This is a genomic window from Nocardia sp. NPDC060259 (assembly GCF_042728775.1).
Taxonomy (GTDB): domain Bacteria; phylum Actinomycetota; class Actinomycetes; order Mycobacteriales; family Mycobacteriaceae; genus Nocardia.
Window position 1 is genome coordinate 13,919 of the sequence record NZ_JBHXAY010000088.1, and the last position, 16,536, is coordinate 30,454.

Annotated in this window: 17 protein-coding genes; 9 read left to right on the forward strand and 8 right to left on the reverse strand. The window is 68.0% G+C overall.

Features of this window, described 5'->3' with window-relative positions:
* Positions 1–205: 205 nt before the first annotated feature.
* Positions 206–835: a hypothetical protein gene (locus tag ACFWF2_RS25805; protein ID WP_379310027.1), complete on the reverse strand. Its 630-nt coding sequence runs from the start codon at positions 833–835 to the stop codon at positions 206–208.
* A gap of 21 nt (positions 836–856) precedes the next feature.
* Between ACFWF2_RS25805 and ACFWF2_RS25810 the strand changes: the two genes are divergently transcribed.
* Positions 857–1,222, forward strand: coding sequence for a hypothetical protein (locus tag ACFWF2_RS25810; protein ID WP_379310028.1), 366 nt, complete (start codon positions 857–859; stop codon positions 1,220–1,222).
* Positions 1,223–1,279: 57 nt separating this feature from the next.
* On the opposite strand, the gene ACFWF2_RS25815 is transcribed toward ACFWF2_RS25810, so the two are convergent.
* Both ACFWF2_RS25815 and ACFWF2_RS25820 read right to left on the reverse strand, forming a co-directional pair.
* Complete coding sequence (locus ACFWF2_RS25815; RefSeq protein WP_379310029.1) at positions 1,280–3,178, reverse strand: glycosyltransferase; 1,899 nt, start codon at positions 3,176–3,178, stop codon at positions 1,280–1,282.
* 111 nt (positions 3,179–3,289) lie between these two features.
* Positions 3,290–3,820, reverse strand: coding sequence for a GtrA family protein (locus ACFWF2_RS25820; RefSeq protein WP_379310030.1), 531 nt, complete (start codon positions 3,818–3,820; stop codon positions 3,290–3,292).
* 126 nt (positions 3,821–3,946) lie between these two features.
* On the opposite strand from ACFWF2_RS25820, the gene ACFWF2_RS25825 reads away from it, so the two are divergent.
* Both ACFWF2_RS25825 and ACFWF2_RS25830 read left to right on the forward strand, forming a co-directional pair.
* Complete coding sequence (locus tag ACFWF2_RS25825) at positions 3,947–4,912, forward strand: glycosyltransferase (RefSeq protein ID WP_379310031.1); 966 nt, start codon at positions 3,947–3,949, stop codon at positions 4,910–4,912.
* Entirely contained in the window at positions 4,909–6,453 is a 1,545-nt protein-coding gene (locus tag ACFWF2_RS25830; RefSeq protein WP_379310032.1) for a DUF2142 domain-containing protein, read from the forward strand. Before ACFWF2_RS25825 ends, ACFWF2_RS25830 begins: the two co-directional genes overlap by 4 nt.
* 21 nt (positions 6,454–6,474) lie before the next feature.
* On the opposite strand, the gene rfbB is transcribed toward ACFWF2_RS25830, so the two are convergent.
* Positions 6,475–7,476, reverse strand: coding sequence for a dTDP-glucose 4,6-dehydratase (rfbB, locus tag ACFWF2_RS25835; protein WP_379310033.1), 1,002 nt, complete (start codon positions 7,474–7,476; stop codon positions 6,475–6,477).
* 326 nt (positions 7,477–7,802) lie between these two features.
* Here rfbB and ACFWF2_RS25840 point away from each other — a divergent pair, with 326 nt between their 5' ends.
* Both ACFWF2_RS25840 and ACFWF2_RS25845 read left to right on the forward strand, forming a co-directional pair.
* Positions 7,803–8,510, forward strand: coding sequence for a hypothetical protein (locus tag ACFWF2_RS25840; protein ID WP_379310034.1), 708 nt, complete (start codon positions 7,803–7,805; stop codon positions 8,508–8,510).
* Positions 8,511–8,642: 132 nt separating this feature from the next.
* Positions 8,643–9,347: a hypothetical protein gene (locus tag ACFWF2_RS25845; protein ID WP_379310035.1), complete on the forward strand. Its 705-nt coding sequence runs from the start codon at positions 8,643–8,645 to the stop codon at positions 9,345–9,347.
* Between the two features lie 116 nt (positions 9,348–9,463).
* Here the strand turns inward: ACFWF2_RS25845 and ACFWF2_RS25850 are convergent, their stop codons facing one another.
* On the reverse strand, positions 9,464–10,519 hold the full coding sequence (locus ACFWF2_RS25850; protein ID WP_379310036.1) for an alpha/beta hydrolase: 1,056 nt from the start codon (positions 10,517–10,519) through the stop codon (positions 9,464–9,466).
* Positions 10,520–10,759: 240 nt separating this feature from the next.
* Here ACFWF2_RS25850 and rfbA point away from each other — a divergent pair, with 240 nt between their 5' ends.
* Entirely contained in the window at positions 10,760–11,632 is an 873-nt protein-coding gene (gene rfbA, locus ACFWF2_RS25855) for a glucose-1-phosphate thymidylyltransferase RfbA (RefSeq protein WP_379310037.1), read from the forward strand.
* Between the two features lie 2 nt (positions 11,633–11,634).
* Positions 11,635–12,183 carry a dTDP-4-dehydrorhamnose 3,5-epimerase family protein gene (locus ACFWF2_RS25860; protein WP_379079564.1) on the forward strand — a complete coding sequence of 183 codons (549 nt, stop codon included), beginning with the start codon at positions 11,635–11,637 and terminating at the stop codon, positions 12,181–12,183.
* Between the two features lie 60 nt (positions 12,184–12,243).
* Here the strand turns inward: ACFWF2_RS25860 and ACFWF2_RS25865 are convergent, their stop codons facing one another.
* Positions 12,244–13,725 (reverse strand): MFS transporter, encoded by a 1,482-nt coding sequence (locus ACFWF2_RS25865; protein WP_379310038.1) that lies wholly within the window; start codon positions 13,723–13,725, stop codon positions 12,244–12,246.
* An 85-nt stretch (positions 13,726–13,810) separates the two neighbouring features.
* On the opposite strand from ACFWF2_RS25865, the gene ACFWF2_RS25870 reads away from it, so the two are divergent.
* The gene (locus tag ACFWF2_RS25870; RefSeq protein WP_379310040.1) at positions 13,811–14,212 is read left to right on the forward strand and encodes a MarR family winged helix-turn-helix transcriptional regulator; all 402 of its coding nucleotides are present in this window, start codon (positions 13,811–13,813) and stop codon (positions 14,210–14,212) included.
* Between the two features lie 3 nt (positions 14,213–14,215).
* On the opposite strand, the gene ACFWF2_RS25875 is transcribed toward ACFWF2_RS25870, so the two are convergent.
* Together ACFWF2_RS25875 and ACFWF2_RS25880 are read right to left on the reverse strand one after the other, a co-directional pair.
* Positions 14,216–15,061, reverse strand: a complete 846-nt coding sequence (locus tag ACFWF2_RS25875; protein WP_379310041.1) for a helix-turn-helix domain-containing protein — start codon at positions 15,059–15,061, stop codon at positions 14,216–14,218.
* Positions 15,062–15,207: 146 nt separating this feature from the next.
* A complete protein-coding gene (locus ACFWF2_RS25880) occupies positions 15,208–15,810 on the reverse strand; it encodes a DUF4282 domain-containing protein (protein WP_379310042.1) in 603 nt (200 codons plus the stop codon).
* 181 nt (positions 15,811–15,991) lie between these two features.
* On the opposite strand from ACFWF2_RS25880, the gene ACFWF2_RS25885 reads away from it, so the two are divergent.
* Positions 15,992–16,483, forward strand: a complete 492-nt coding sequence (locus tag ACFWF2_RS25885) for a hypothetical protein (RefSeq protein WP_379310043.1) — start codon at positions 15,992–15,994, stop codon at positions 16,481–16,483.
* Positions 16,484–16,536: the final 53 nt, after the last annotated feature.

The following is a 16,536-nucleotide window of genomic DNA, read 5'->3' on the forward strand; positions in this document are numbered from 1 at the left end:
TCCGGCAACGCCGGCGCCCCCGTTCGGACAGCCGCCCGCAAGCCCCGGCACTCCCGCCCCCGGATTCGGTCCACCACCCGCAGGCCCCGGCGCTCCAGCACCCGGATTCGGTCCACCACCCGCAGGCCCCGGCGCTCCAGCACCCGGATTCGGTCTGCCTCCCGCAGGCCCCGGCGTATTCGGGCAGCCACCCGCCGGCCCAGGCTCACCGGTACACGGGTTCGGTCAGTCGCCTGCTGGTCACAGCGCTTCGACACCTGGACAACCCTTTGTGCCGCCACCGCCCGCGTTCGGCGGACCGGCGCAGGGCTACGGCCAACCGCAGAGTCCGCCAGGTCATGGGCGAGCACAGGATGCCGATTTCGGGCAACCGCAGACGCCGCCAGGATTCGGGCAACTCGACGCGCTGCCGGGCCGAGCCTCCGGTGGACCCGCACAGCCGGGATTCCCACCGCCCCAGCGCCCTTCGGCCACGGTCTCTTTCGACGGTTTCGCAGGCCCGCCGCCTGATCAGCCGCCATTCGACGAGAGCGGACAACCGCCGCATAGCGCCCCGGACCAGGATGCCGTCGGCCAATCGTCCCTGGGCGCACCTGGCCAATTCGGTCTGGGCGGCCGGCCACGCGAGGGCGTGCCGGGTCAATTCGGCCAGCCGCCGATGGGTGCCCCCGGCCAGTTCGGTGGCCGACCACCCCACGGCACACCTGGCCAATTCGGTCCCGTCGGTCACCCGCAGCAAGGCGGACCCGGCCAGTTCGGCCGGCCGTCCCATGGCGCGCCGGGTCAATTCGGCGGTCCACCGCCCGCGACGGGCCTTCAGGGGCCATCGCAGCAAAGCTTGAATCCGCCTGGGCTGATGGTGGATTCGTCGTTCTCGTGGGCGTCGTTCATGCTGGCGCTGGTCAAGCCGAAGATCTTCGTCAACGGTCAGCGGGTGCCCGATGCGCGATGGGGTCAGACCCATGTGCCGGTCGGGCCTGGGCAGTACCACGTCCGGGTGGTGACGCCATGGCTGTTCGACATGGGGCAGGCGGAGATCCAGGTTCCGGTCGGCCAGGGTCCGGGTAGCAAGGTCTACTACAGGTCGCCCGCCGTGTTCTTCTTCAAGGGCGCGATCGGGTGGGAACCCCAGAAGACGCCCGGCCTGATCCTGACGTTGCTGCCTGGTGCGGTGACCGCGGTGCTGTTCCTGTTGGTATTCGTGCTGATCCTGGTGGCCTGACCGAGAAACGCCGCGCCGGAACGAATTCCGGCGCGGCGTTCGGCAGGACAGACCAGCTCAGCTGGGATCGATCCCGTAGAGCCTGGCCCAGTTCTCGCGGCTGGTGAGCTCGGGCACCGCGGCGCGGTACTCGGCCTGCAGGGCGGGCAGTTCCTTGCGGAGCTTGCGCAGGGTGCGGTAGGCGCGGATGAGCAGGGCGCGGGCGCGTGCCTTGTCGCGGCGGCGGACGCGGACGCCGGACTGGGAGGCGTCGGTGACGACCACGTGGTCGAACAGGCCGATGTGCCACCAGTGCGCGTCCTCGCGGGTGACGCCGATCAGGCCGGGCTGGGTGCGCCCGGTCCACTGGGTGATCGCGCGCTTGATCAGCACCAGGTTGACCCGGCTCGGTTCACCACCGGCCCGGCGGACCTGGATGTCGGCGGAGTTCACCGGCGGGGTCGCGGCGGGGTGCTTGATGGTCTCGGGGTAGTCGCCGCGGGTACCGCGGGCGGCCGCGAGGGCGTCGATGCCGCCGTCGCGCAGCACCTTCGGGCCCTTCATGAAGTCCTCGATGCCCTGCAGGGTGGTGTGCACCAGGCCGTACTGCATGCCGACGAGGTGCTCGGCGATGTTGCGGAAGAACTCGCGCGTGATCGCCTTGCCGTCGAGATCGGTGTGCAGGGCGCCGACGATGAGCGAGTTGCGCGTGGAGAAGTAGCGCGCCCAGTCGTCGTAGTCCTTCCAGTAGAAGTCGGCGTGCCAGACGGCGGCGTTGGGCAGGGTGACGGTGACGAAACCGTGCTCGCGGGCGCGGATGCCGTACTCGACGTCGTCCCACTGGAAGAAGATCGGCACCGGCAGCCCGATCTTGGCGACCACCTCGGCCGGGATCAGGCAGGTCCACCAGGCGTTGTAGCCCGCGTCGACGCGACGCTCCTGGTTCTTCTTGAGCATGGAGGTGTTGCGCAGCGCCTTGGGCACCTTCTGGCCGTGCTTGAGCTCGTGCAGGTGCACCTCCTCCGCGCCGACATTGAGGTAGTCGGGGTTGAGCAGGAACAGCATCTGCGCGCCGACCAGGGTCGGTTCGACGGTCAGGTTGGCGAAGGCCTGCAACCGGAGCACGGTCTCGGGCTCGCAGAGGATGTCGTCGTCCATCAGGATGACGTCGGCGTGCTCGTTGGCCGCCGACACCTCGTACAGGCCACGGGTGAAGCCACCCGCGCCGCCGAGGTTGGGCTGGCGGATGTAGCGCAGCTTGTCGCCGAAGTCGGGACGCACCTGCTGGAACAGCGGGCGGTTCTCGACCAGGTCGGTGCCCTGGTCGACGACGTAGACGGCGTCGATCGCGCCGAGCACGGTCGCGTCCGAGGCCAGCGCGGCCACGGTGTGCGCGCAGTCCTCGGCCCGGTTGAAGGTGCAGATCGCGATCGCGACCGGGCGGACCTTCTCCGGGGCCTGCGCGGTCCAGGCGAGCTCGGTGATGCCGAGCGGGCCGCCGATGGCGTCGAACTCGAGCCACAGCGCGCCGCCGTCGACGTACTGGTCGAGCGGGGCACTCAGGCTGACGCGGCCGCTGCTGGTCGCCACGAGCGAGGCGATGATGCGGCGGTGGCCCGCGATGTCGGAGGCGACCAGGCGCACGTTGGCCTTGTCACCGACCTCGAGGGTCGCGCTCACCGTCACCTCGGTGACGGTGGTCCAGCGCTGCCAGTAGCTGGCGGCGAAGCGGCCGAAGTAGGTGTTGGTGTGCGCGGTGGCGCCCTTGGGCAGGTGCAGCGCCAGACGCTCGCGGACCGCGGCGCCACCCTTCACGACGGCGTAGAGCTCGTCGCTCACCCGGGCCGACGGACCGGTGAATATGCCCCTGGCCAGCACCAGCCGCTCCGGCGCCACGTGTTCGCCACGCAGCGATTCCGGCGCGGCGTCGCGCCGATCGTTCGATTCGGTCACGGCTCCCGTAGCCGACTGTTCCATGAAGTCCTCGAAATTCTCGGTATCGACTGCGCCGACGCAAGCAGTCACGTAAAGAAAGGGCGGCGCGGCAGGCGGGGGTGAGGATATCAATCGCCCGGCGTTGTCGCGCCGTCAGTGAGGGGTCGCCGCACCCCGCGCGTGTTGCTCTTCGGTTGCCGAAGAGCCGGTGAAGACGAATTTGTCGTAGGCCCAATAGCGGAATACGACCGCGACGATCTGGCCGATCAACGTGCCGGAAATGTTGTCCGACAGCGGCGAGGACAGGTCGAGCACATAGCGGGAAAAGCCGAGGCAGCCGAGTTGCAGGCCGATCGCGACCACGTTGAATACCGCGTACAAAAGGTATTCACGACCGGGGTTGTCGGTCTTCTTGTGGGAGAACGTCCACCACTTGTTGCCGAAGTAGGTGACCACCGTCGCCACCGCGATCGCGATGATCTTGGCGAGCAGCGGAGAGTGATACAGCACACCTTCGGAGAAGGAGAATCCACCGCCCCAGAAGACGAGCAGGTTGTAGGTGCCCGCGTCGACCAGGAATCCGATCGCGCCGACGACGAGGAACGCCGCCCCCTGCCGCAGTGCCGTCACCACCTTCGACATCAAGGACGCGGGGACCGGCTCGGACAACTCGGGGTGGGACACGGGCCGACCGTACACCGATGGCCCGTTCGGTCCCGCGTTAAGCTCGCTGAACCGGGTGAGCGGATCCGACGCGCGCTGTGTACCCTCCCGGTGTCCCACTGCTGCCTACATCGAGGATTGACCCGGGTGGACTCCACCGAGCTTCGCATTGCCGCCGTGGTCCCCTGCCACAACGAAGAGGCCGCGGTCGCCAAGGTCGTCGCCGACCTGAAGGCCGCCGTGCCGGGGATCGTCGTCTACGTCTACGACAACCTGAGCACCGACCGCACCGCCGAATGCGCACGTGAGGCCGGGGCGATCGTGCGCTACGAGAACACCAAGGGCAAGGGCAACGTCGTGCGCCGCGCCTTCGCCGACATCGAGGCCGACGTCTACGTGATGATCGACGGCGACGACACCTACGAGGCGTCCGCGGCACCGCTGATGATCAAGACGCTGCTCGATGGCCCCTACGATCACGTGCTCGGCGTGCGCAAGCAGGACGAGGACACCAACGCCTACCGCTCGGGTCACGAGACCGGCAACAAGGTGCTCAACGGCGTCGTCGGCAAGGTGTTCGGCGAGAACGTCGAAGACATGCTGAGCGGCTTCCGGGTGTTCTCCCGCCGGTTCGTCAAGAGCTTCCCCGCCGTCTCGCGCGAGTTCGAGATCGAGACGGAACTGACCGTGCACTCGCTGCACCTGCGGGTACCGCAGACCGCGGTGCAGGTCGGTTTCCGTGACCGCCCGGCGGGCAGCGAGTCCAAGCTGCGCACCTACCGCGACGGCACCAAGATCCTCGCGCTGATCCTCGGCCTGGCCAGGCACGAGCGCCCGGTGGCGTTCTACGGCCTGTTCGGCACGCTGGCCTGGCTGGTGTCGCTGATCCTGACCGTCCCGATCGTGATCGAGTTCTACAACACCAACGAGGTGGCGCGGTTCCCGACGCTGTTCTTCGCGTTCACGCTGATGCTGCTCGGCAGCCTCGCCTGGACCGCCGGCATGATCCTCGACGGCATCCGCCGGTCCCGGCACGAGGCGGCGCGACTGGTCTATCTGCGCTATTCCGCGGCCGGGGTGAACGACGACGTCGCTGCCGGAGACCGTCGGTGACGATTTCGACCGAGCCGGACACCACCGCCGAGCTCAGCAAAACCGCAACTCCCGCACCGAGCACCAAGGACCGCGCCCTCGCGCCGGTCCGCACGCTGACCGACAAGCTGGGCGCGGCCACCGTCGCGTTCGCCGTGATCGCGACCGTGTTCGGCGCGCTGTTCGCCGTGCTCACGCCGACGTTCTGGGGCCATGACGAGATCACCCAGTTCGGCCGCGCCTACCAGGTCGCGCACGGCGGGGTGTTCCCGCAGCGCATCGCGGACGATCGCGGTGTCGCCTACGGCGGCCAGATCCCGGTCAGCGTCGACGAGCTGATGGGCTACGCCTTCCGCGACTACAACGACAACCCCGACGAGTCCGACGAGCCCAATGCCATGGTGGCCGACCCCGCCGCCTACGACCGGCTGGGCGACGCCGAGATCTCCGCGGCCACCAAGCCCATGTGGTTCACCAACACCGCCGCCTACTCGCCGGTGCCGTATGTGCCCGCCGCCGTGGGCATCCGGCTCGGTGAGGCGCTCGGCCTGAATATCGGCGGGATGTCTCTGCTGACCCGGCTGGCCGGGCTGATCACCTACCTCGCGATCGTCGGCTTCGCGCTGTACGCGCTGCGGGAGCGGCGCAGCCAGTGGCTGGTGTTCACCGTCGCGGTGCTGCCGATCGCGCTGTTCCAGGCGGGCACCGTCACCGCGGACACGCTCACCAACGCGCTCGCGATCATGGTGTCGGCGCTGCTGCTCGAGGCGCTGTTCGTCGGCGATCGGCTGCGGCCGGTGGAAACCGGTGCGCTGCTGGCCGCGACGATCGCGCTGCCGCTGAGCAAACCGACATATGTGCTGCTGGCGATGCTCGTTGTCGTGATACCCGCCGACCGGCTGGGATTCGCCGGGAAACTCAAGCTGGTTCCGTGGGCGTTCGCCGCGACCGGCGCCACGCTTTTCCTGGCGTGGACCAAGATTGCCGCGCCGACCGGCGAGGGTATGGGCCTGATGCGCCCGCCGCACCAGTGGTACGAGGTGCGTCCCGGTGACCAGCTGAAGGGAATCCTCGGCGACCCGGTGCAATTCGTGCACACCTTCGGCGAGAGCATCGCGCTGCGTGACCACCGCTGGTTCAACCAGTTCTTCGGTGAACTCGGCTTCGCCTATGTCGACGTGCCCGCGATATCCATGCTGGCGTGCCTGATCGCCTTCGCGGTGAGTTTCGGTATCGCCGACCGGATGAGCGTCGTGACGGCCACTTTCCGGCGCACCCTGATCGTGGCGCTGACGGTGCTGGCGAGCGTGGCGATGATCTACGTGACGCTGTACATGTCGTTCACGCCGGTCGATTTCTACATCATCGACGGCGTGCAGGGCCGGTATTTCGTGCCGCTGGCGATCATGGGCCTGGCTGTTGTCGCGCGCTGGGTTCCCTTGCGGCTCACCGATTCCGACGGCGTGATTCCCACTCGCGCAACGGCGATCGCCGTCACCTGCGCGTCGGTTTTCGCGCTGATCGGCGCGGCCGCAACGTATTACACCGTCGTCTGGGGATAATTCCCCGGACGACGGTGGGGGTCAGAGCTTCTTTTCGCCCGCCGCGGCGTAGGCGCGTTCGGTGGCGGCCTTCTTGGGCCGCCACCAGTTTTCGTTCTCGCGGTACCAGGTGATGGTGTCGGCCAGGCCTGCCCGGAAGTCCGCGTACCGCGGTGACCAGCCGAGTTCCTCGCGCAGCAGGCTCGCGTCGATGGCGTAGCGCTGGTCGTGGCCAGGCCGGTCGGTCACGTGATCGAAGTCGGCGGGATCGCGGTCGAAGGCCTGCAGAATGAGCTGGACGACGCTGAGATTGTCGAGTTCGCCCTCGGCGCCGATGAGGTAGGTCTGGCCGATCCGGCCGCGGTCGAGAATGTCCCACACCGCGCGATTGTGGTCGTCGACGTGGATCCAGTCGCGCACCTGATGACCGGCGCCGTAGAGACGCGGGCGCACACCGTCGATCAAATTGGTGATCTGGCGTGGGATGAATTTCTCCACATGCTGATACGGGCCGTAATTGTTGGAGCAGTTCGACAGCGTCGCGCGGACGCCGAACGACCGGGTCCAGGCGCGCACCAGCAGATCGCTGCCCGCTTTCGTCGCCGAATACGGGCTCGACGGGTTGTAGGCGGTGGTTTCGGTGAAGGCGGGGTCGTCGGGGGTGAGGTCGCCGTACACCTCGTCGGTGGAGACGTGGTGGTAGCGCACATCGTGGCGGCGCACCGCCTGTAGCAGCGAGTAGGTGCCGACGATATTGGTCTGCACGAACGGCCACGGCTCGGCAAGGGAGTTGTCGTTGTGCGATTCGGCGGCGAAATGCACCACCGCGTCGACGCCGCTGACCAGATTGTCGACCAGGTCGAGATCGGCGATGTCGCCGTGCACGAATTCGATCCGATCGGCGACCGAATCCAGCGACGCGCGGTTTCCCGCGTAGGTGAGCGCGTCGAGGACGGTCACGTGGACATCCGGGCGCGTGACCACGGTCTGCTGGACGAAATTCGCACCGATGAAGCCGGCCCCGCCGGTTACGAGCACTCGCACCACGCCAACGATACGTGCTCGCGCATGCCCGCCGTGCGGCGGAGTCCGCCCGAAATCCGTTGCCGTACTGTCGCACTGCCGAGACGCTCTAGGTATTTACACTGTGATGTCAGTCACACTACGGGTGGGTAGGTTACGACTCAGAGTCTGGTTTCCTGAGAAAAAGCCCGGTCAACGCTCAGGTTTCGAGCAACGCACTGGTCCTGGGGTATCGCCGGTGAACAGAATTTGAATAGACGGTCACGGCCGGTTCACCGCGCGTTAGCTGCAGGGGATTTTGATCATCGAGTCCCCTCCGAACGCTCCAACATCGAGGTTCAACGAAAATGCTGATGAGGAAATTCGCCGCCACCTCGGCGCTGCTGATCGCCGCCATGGGCGTCACCGCCGGCGCCGTCAACGCTGCGCCGAACGAGGCCCCGGCCCCGGTCAACTTCACCGCCCAGGAGATCAACGGCACGTCCGTCATCACCACTGACGCGGGCTCGCTGGTCGAGGAAGAAGGCGCCTTCAAGATCAAGGCCGCCGATGGCACCACCATCGCCGCCACCCCGCTGACCTTCCGTCTCGACGACTTCGAGCTGCCCATCGCGGCCGAGATCTCGGGCAACAAGGCCGTCCTGACCCCGCAGCTGGACCCGGCCAAGGCCGTGTACAAGCCGGTCGCCCTGCCTTTCGAGGACAAGGCCCCGTGGAAGTCCGAGTACGACCGTGAGCTCGCCGCCTTCAACCGCATGAAGGACACCATCTCCATGGGCGCCTCCATCGCGTCGCTGGTCGGTGGCCTCGGCGGCGCTGCCGTCGGTTGCGTCCTCGGTGGCGTCCTCGCCGGCACGGTCGCCCTGGGCACCATCGTCGGCCTGCTCGGCCCCTTCCTGCCTGCCGCCGCCGTCGGCTGCATCGCGGGCGCGCTGCTGGTCGGCCCGGTCGGCGTCATCGCGGGCAACATCTTCATCAGCCTCCCCGTCGCCATCGGTGCTGCCATCCAGTACTTCACCACCATCAACCAGCCGTTCACCGCGCCGGCCAAGTAATCCGGTCTCGAACGACGCACAACTGAACTCGCACAACTGAATACGCGAGCCAGGAGCCCCGCCCGGCCTGCCGGGCGGGGCTTCATGCATTGATCCCCCTGCACCGCATCGACATTGAGGACTCCCACGCTCATGCTCATCAAGAAGTTCGCCGCGACCTCGGCCCTGCTGATCGCCGCCATGGGCGTCACCGCCGGTGCTGTCAACGCCGCCCCCACCGAGGCCGCCCCGATCAACTACACCGCCCAGGAAGTGAACGGCACGTCCGTCATCACCACCGACGCGGGTTCGCTGGTCGCCGAAGACGGCGCCTTCAAGATCAAGGCCGCCAACGGCGACACCATCGCCGCCACCCCGCTGTCGTTCCGCCTAGACGAGTTCGAGCTACCGATTGCCGCCGAGATCTCGGGCAACAAGGCCGTCCTCACCCCGCAGCTCGACCCGGCCAAGGCCGTCTACAAGCCCGTCGCGCTGCCCTTCGAGGACAAGGCGCCGTGGAAGAGCGAGTACGACCGTGAGGTCGCGGCCTGGAGCAGGCTGACCTCCACCATCTCGATGGGCGCCTCCATCGGCGCGCTGGTCGGTGGCCTCGGTGGCGCCGCTGTGGGTTGCGTCCTCGGTGGCGTGCTCGCGGGCACGGTCGCCCTGGGCACCATCGTCGGCCTGCTCGGCCCCTTCCTGCCCGCCGCCGCCGTCGGCTGCATCGCCGGCGCCCTGCTGGTCGGCCCGGTCGGCGCCATCGCGGGCCAGATCTTCATCACCGCTCCGGTCGCGATCGGTGCGGCCATCCAGTACTTCACCACCATCAACGCGCCGTTCAAGGCTCCCGCCAAGTAATCCGGGACCGTGTACAGCGGAAGCCCCGTCCGGCGCACCTGCCGGGCGGGGCTTCTTCAGGTAGGAGGCTCGTCCGGCCGATCGTGATCAGGACGTCCGAGCCAGTTCGATAGCTTCTATGCGGTCCTGGCCCGCTGGGCGGGTTCCAGGGCGACCCGGACGAACTTGGCGACCCGCCCGAGCACCGAGCGGCTCTCCGGCATGCTCGGCAGGATGCTCATGAACGCGTGCACCTGGCCGCGCCACAGCTCGAGGGTGTTGGGGACACCCGCCGCGCTGAGCCGATGGGCCATGAGCTCGCAGTCGTAGCGCAGCAGCTCGTCCTCCGCGGCGATGAGCAGGACCGGGGGCAGTCCGGCGAGGTCGGCGTTGACCGGCGACAGCGCCGGGTCGAGCGGGCCCTCGGTCTCGGCACCGAGCCGGACGACAGCCTCGAGGCCCGACAGCGGGATGTACGCGTCCCGGCTGACGTTGACGTATCCCTGTTTGGCCCGGTAGTCCAGGTCGAGCAGCGGGCTCAGCCCGACCAGCGCAGCGGGCAGCGGCAGCCCGATCTCGCGGGAGCGCAGCGCGGTGGCGAAGGTGAGGTAACCACCGGCGGAGTCACCAGCGAAGACGATCCTGGCCGGATCGGCGCCGTGGCGCAGCAGCCAGCGGTAGGCGAGCACACAGTCGTCGATCGCCGAGCTGATCGAGCGGCCTGGCAGCTGCCGGTACTCCACATTCAGCACCGGCAGTCCGGTCCGCCGAGCCACACCCGCGACGATCGCCCGGTGCGACTGCAGGCCGCCGACCGCGAATCCGCCGCCGTGCATGTACAGCACCGCACCGTGGCGCAGCGCGCGCGAGCCGCCGGCGGGCCGCACCATCTCCATCTTGAAGCCGTCCATCTGGATCTGCTCGCGCTCGATGCCGTGCGGTTCGGGCCGCAGCCGGGAGAGCAGGTCGACGGCGGCGGCGCCGATCGGGATGGTCGCCCTGTTGATCGGGACGGTCCGCAGCAGCGGTCCGATGACGCCGACGCACGCGCCCATCAGGACCCGCGAGGAGGTGCTGCTCCGGCCGGAGTTCACGATGATGCCCTGGGGGTGGGGCTTGCTCGTACTCTTGGCTGTGGTGGCGGGCGCGACCCCGCTGAACACACCGATTCCGGCGATCTTGGGCGTTGCCATCGCGCACCTACCTCACAGCTGGCGCGTCGACCGCGGACCAGGGCAGGCCCCCGGAACGGATGTCGACGCTGACATCTAACACGGTGATGTTTCACACATCGATGCTCACATAATCAGATGAACGCGATGTCTGTCTCGTTAATCGCCCGACACACCCGGTCACGAAACGTTCGTGACCATTTCGTCGACGTGTCGGAACCTCCCCGACTCCGCGTGAGCGGGAACTGGCAGACTGCCCCCATGCGCGGAATCATCCTGGCGGGCGGCACGGGTTCGCGGCTGCACCCCATCACGCGCGGGGTGAGCAAGCAGCTCGTCCCGGTCTACGACAAGCCCATGGTCTACTACCCGTTGTCCACCCTCATGCTGGCAGGGATCGACGACATTCTGGTGATCACCACGCCGGAGGATGCCGACGCGTTCGCCCGGCTGCTCGGTGACGGCAGCCAGTTCGGCGTCTCGATCAGCTACGTGGTGCAGCCCGAACCCGACGGTCTCGCGCGCGCGTTCGTGCTGGGTGCCGGCCATATCGGCGCCGAGCCCGCCGCCCTGGTCCTCGGCGACAACATCTTCCACGGCCCCGGCCTCGGCTCCAGCCTGGCCCGCTTCCACGACATCGACGGCGGCGCCGTGTTCGCCTACTGGGTCAGCGACCCGACCGCCTACGGCGTGGTGGAGTTCGAGCAGGGCCGCGCGGTCTCCATCGAGGAGAAGCCGAAGGTGCCGCGCTCGAACTACGCCATCCCCGGCCTCTACTTCTACGACAACGACGTGGTCGACATCGCCCGCGAGCTGCGCCCGTCGGCGCGCGGGGAGTACGAGATCACCGACATCAACCGCGCCTACCTCGAGCAGGGCAAGCTCAGCGTCGACGTGCTCGCCCGCGGCACCGCCTGGCTCGACACCGGCACCTTCGACTCGCTGCTCGACGCCGCCAACTACGTACGCACCATCGAGGAACGCCAGGGCCTCAAGATCGGCGTGCCGGAGGAGGTGGCGTGGCGGCGCGGGCTGATCACCGACGACCAGCTGTGCGAGCTGGCCGAACCGATGGTGCGCTCCGGCTACGGCCGCTATCTGCTGGATCTGATCGACCGCGGGAAAGACTGGTAAGCATGCAGATCCGTGAACTGGCCATCCCCGGCGCGTGGGAGGTGACCCCGCGGCTGCTCGGCGACGACCGCGGCATGTTCTGCGAATCGTTCAAGGCCTCGGAGTTCGAGAAGGCCACCGGGCGGCCGTTCGAGCTGCACCAGGTGAACACCTCGGTCTCGGCGGCAGGCGTGCTGCGCGGCATCCACTACACCGAGGACCCGCCGGGTCAGGCCAAGTACGTAACCTGCGTGCGCGGGGCGTTCCTCGACGTCGTCGTCGATCTGCGGCCCGGCTCGCCGACCTACGGACGCTGGGACAGTGTGTTGCTCGACGACGTGCACCGCCGCTCGGTGTTCCTGTCCGAGGGCCTCGGCCACGCCATCCTCTCACTGGAGGACGGCTCGACGGTCACCTACCTGTGCTCGCTGGAATACACCCCCGAATTCGACCGGGACATGGACGCTTTCGATCCGCGTCTCGGGATCGAGTGGCCGACCGAGGGCCGCGACGGCAGCAGGCTCACCTATATCCGCTCCGCCAAAGACGAAGTGGCCCCGCCTTTTTCTTGATCCACGTGAAACGACGGACGGCACCACCTGCGCAAGGTGGTGCCGTCCGGCGCTATCCGATCAGGCGACCGGCTCGAGGACCTTCTCCTCGGCGACCGGAACCTCGGCGACCCGCGACCGGGTCAACCGCGGCAGGAAGACCGTCAGGGCGACCAGCGCGCCGACGATGGTGACGCCCGCGGCGAACTCGAGGCCAGGCCGGTAGGTGTCGAGCATCTGCTGCGGCGTCGCACCGGCGCCGTGCCCGCCGGAGGTGACGATCGCGGTGGTCACCGCGAGCACGATGGCCGCGCCGACCTGCATGGAGGTCTGCAGCACGCCGGCCGCCAGACCCTGCTCGTCGTCATCGATACCGCTGGTGGCCTGCACGTTGATCGCCGGGAAACCGACCCAGCCGATGCCGATCAGCAAGATGGCGGGCAGCAGCACGGTCAGGTAGTCCGGCGCGGTGTCGACCCGCAGGAACAGCAGGTAGCCCAGGGCCATCACGGACATGGTGACGGCGATGACCGGCCCGGTGCCGAAGCGGTCGATCAGCTTCTCGGAGAAGAACGCCGACCCGACGACCAGGATGCCGACCGGCAGCAGCGCCATCGCCAGCTTCAGCGCCGACCAGCCCAGCGTGTCCTGCATGTACAGGGTGACGATGAACTGCCAGCTGAAGTACGAACCGGCGACCGCGATGATGGCCAGGCTGGCCCGCACCAGCGACACCTTGCGCAGGATGCCGAGGCGAACCAGCGGGTGCTTCACCCGCTGCTCGGTGATCACGAACGCGGCGAACAGGGCGATGACGGCGAGGAACGAACCGACCGTGCGGAGCGAGGTCCAGCCGACCTCCGGCGCGGTGACCACGGTGTAGACCAGCAGCAGCATGCCCGCGGTGGACAGCAGCGCGCCGAGCAGATCGTGCCCGCCCTCCTCGGCCTTACCGTCCTTGGGCACCAGCACGAACGCGGCGACCAGGGCGGCAAGGGCGATCGGGACCGGCAGCAGGAAGGTCCAGCGCCAGCCGACGCCGGTCATCAGTCCGCCGAACAGCAGGCCCATGGAGTAACCACCGGCACCGAAGACGGTGTAGATGGACAACGCCTTGTTGCGCGCCTTTCCTTCGGCGAAGGTCGTGGTGATGATCGACAGGCCGGTCGGCGCGGTGAACGCGGCGGCGAGGCCCTTGATGAAGCGGGTGACGATCAGCAGCGTCGGGTCGCTGACCAGGCCGCCGACCAGCGAGGCGACGGCGAAGACCGCCAGCGCGATGAGGAAGACCTTGCGGCGTCCGAGCAGGTCGGCGGTGCGCCCGCCGAGCAGCAGCAGGCCGCCGTAACCGAGGACGTAGCCGCTGACGAGCCACTGCAGGGTGGAGGTGGACAGATCGAGTTCGGCGCCGATGGACGGCAGCGCGACGCCGATCATCGAGACGTCGAGACCGTCGAGGAACAGAACGATGCACAGGGTGATCAGCATGCCCCAGAGGCGAAGCGGCCACCTGGTCGGATCGGTCGCCTGATCTGCGGCCGAGAGCGTTGCTGGCGAAGTCATGCGGAGGACATTACATGCACACGCATTAATTGCCAACACATAAATTGCGGTTGCATGGACATGCTCGGGTCACTAAGATGGGGCCATGTCGAACCCGGCCACAGCATCAGCTCGGCGCAACGAAGCGCCCACCGAGCTGGTCGGCCAGTGGCGCGAACTGCTCGATCGGCACGCCGCCGTGAGCTGCGCACTGGAGAAGGCGCTTCAGCACCAGCACCGCATCGGACTCAGCGAATTCGAGACACTCGATCGCCTGGTCGACGCGGCCTGTCAGAAGTACCGGATGACCGAACTGGCCGGTGACATCTACCTGAGTCAGAGCGCGCTCTCGCGCGCCGTAGCCAGGCTGGAGAAAGACGGCCTCGTCGAGCGCACCATGTGCGCCGAGGACCGCCGCGCCATCTTCGTCCACCTGACGGAAAAGGGCAGGGCGGTCTACGACCGAGCCCTGCCCACGCACCGTGCGGTGCTCGCCAACTCCTGGTAGGAGCTACGGCGCGCCGGATGCCGCCGCGCTGATGTCGGTGAACGCGCCGCGGTAGCGCTCGTAGTCGGCGGGCTTGTCCAGATAGGCCGAGCCCGCGAAGGTCTCGGCGTAGACCACCGGCGGTTCCGGCCGGTCGAGCGAGCCGTCGACGCCGAAGTCCAGGATCACGAACCGGCCCGATTCCAGGCCGGCGTGATAGCCGGTATCACCGGGCATCACCTGAATCCGGACCGTGTCGAGCCCGGCCAGCTCGCGCAGCCGCGCGCGCTGGGCGGCCAGCACCCGGTCGTCACCGATGCGCCGGGTCAGCACCGCCTCGGCCAGCACCACCTGCAGCCGCAACGGCGAATCCGCGCGGGTGAGCAGCGCCTGCCTGGCCTCGCGCACCCGCAGCCTGCGCCCGAGCTCGGCCTCGGTCAGCCCTGGCACGGTCTGCTCGAGCAGCGCCCTGGTGTAGTCCTCGGTCTGCAACAGCGCCGGGACCAGGCCGTCCTCGTAGATCGACAGCCCGGTGGCCGCCTCCTCCAGCCCGATGTAGACCTCGAAGCCCTCCGGGATCACATCGCCGTAGCTCGTCCACCATCCCCGTGCCTTGGTTTCGCGAGCCAAGGCGGCCAGCGGCTCGACGAGCTCCGCGGGCGCGCCGTACACCTTGCACATCGCCTCGACGTCGAGGCTGCGCAACGAGGTCTGACCGGTCTCGATCCGCCAGATCTTCGCTTCCGACCACTCGAGTTGCGCCGCCGCGGTCCTCGTCGTCATCCGCGCCTGATTACGCAGGTCACGTAAGTGCCTGCCCAGCTGCCTGCGCGGCATCGTCGAACCGGTGACGCCCTGTGGTGAAGCCATACTTCCCCCCTGTTATCCAAATCCGGCCTCCCCCATCTCTTTCGGAGACCGCCCTACGCAGCCGACCTACGCGTCGGATCTGCGTACGGATTGTTTCACAATGAATCGGACATCGCGCAACACCTAGTTCAAGTACTAGCCCGGAGCTACTTTTTCTTCCTGAAGCGCCAGAACTGCACGGCACGAACGTCTTCGGAGAGCTGGTTCACCGGCTCGGCGACATCGGAGAGCGCCTGGAACAACCCGTCGGCCAAGTCGCTGATGTGCTCGACCCGGCCGGCCAGCCGGGCGGCGTTGCTCGCGAACTCCAGCATCAACCGCACCGCGGCCGCGATCGTCAGCCCGAGCGGGATCGCGACCAGCGCGGCGAGGATGCCGAGCAGCGCCGACGCCCGCCACGCCAGCACCGTGAGCACCACCGGAATGCCGATGCCGAAGGAGACGACGCCGAGGATGTAGGCCAGCGGCAGCAACGTTCTGGTCGCCGGCCTGCGGAACTGGACATCGACCAGCGAGCGCAGCACTTCGGCGGCCCACTGCTTGGCCGATCCGGTGCTGCGGAACGGGTCATCGAAACCCGCGTCGCGTGGTATGTCCGAATCGTCCGCGTTCTCGTCGTCGCCGGTCTGCGCCGCCCGCCGCGCCGCGCGCTTCACGTCGGTCTCTTTCCAAGAGAGCCAGCGTGATTCGGCTTCGAACTCCTCGGGTTCCCCCTCGGAAGACGGGGTGGTGCCCGGCGCTTCGGTCATATGCCGAATCCTGCCCGGTTTCGGCCCCTACGCCAACCCTGCCGGGCCGCATCCTCCGATAGCGAAGGTCTGCGGAGTGAGACGAACCAGACAGTCGCGAATATTTTTCGAGAACGGCGTAACAAGACTGCCACCCCGGTCCGATACGACCCATGAACGCAGGAACAGAGCTCTTCGGGGAATGGAGAACACAGTGCGCACGACGTTTCCGACCACAACCACGGCCGCCGAGAAAGGTGCCGCCGCGCAGGAGTACGCCGCGCGGGGTTGGACGGTTGCCGAAACGGCCAATGGCCTGTGCCTGATCACCGACGACGAGGTCTCGGCAATCGAGATCACCGGTGAGATGGCGGGCGAGGTCCGTCGCTTCCTGCGCGCCAACAACCTGTCCGGCCCCGTGATCGAGATCCCGGGCCAGGAGCGTCGCGAGATCCACCTCGTCACCGGTGTCCGCAAGGCCGCTATGGCGATCGAGGCCATGCGCGAGGCCGGCGTCGTCGTGCACACCGACGGTGCCAGCATCCCGCTGCCCCCGACTCAGCTCGCCGCGGGCTCCGCCTCCTGGGGCGTCGCTCCGGCCGAGGCCCGCTGGGTCCCGCCGGTCGTCGCCCTCGGTGCCGCCGTGCGCGCCGCCGCGACCCGCAAGCGCGCCACGCTGACCGTGGCCTGCTGAGGACGAGAACTCACCGAACCCGCTGATCGCGACGCCTCCCCGACGTCGCGATC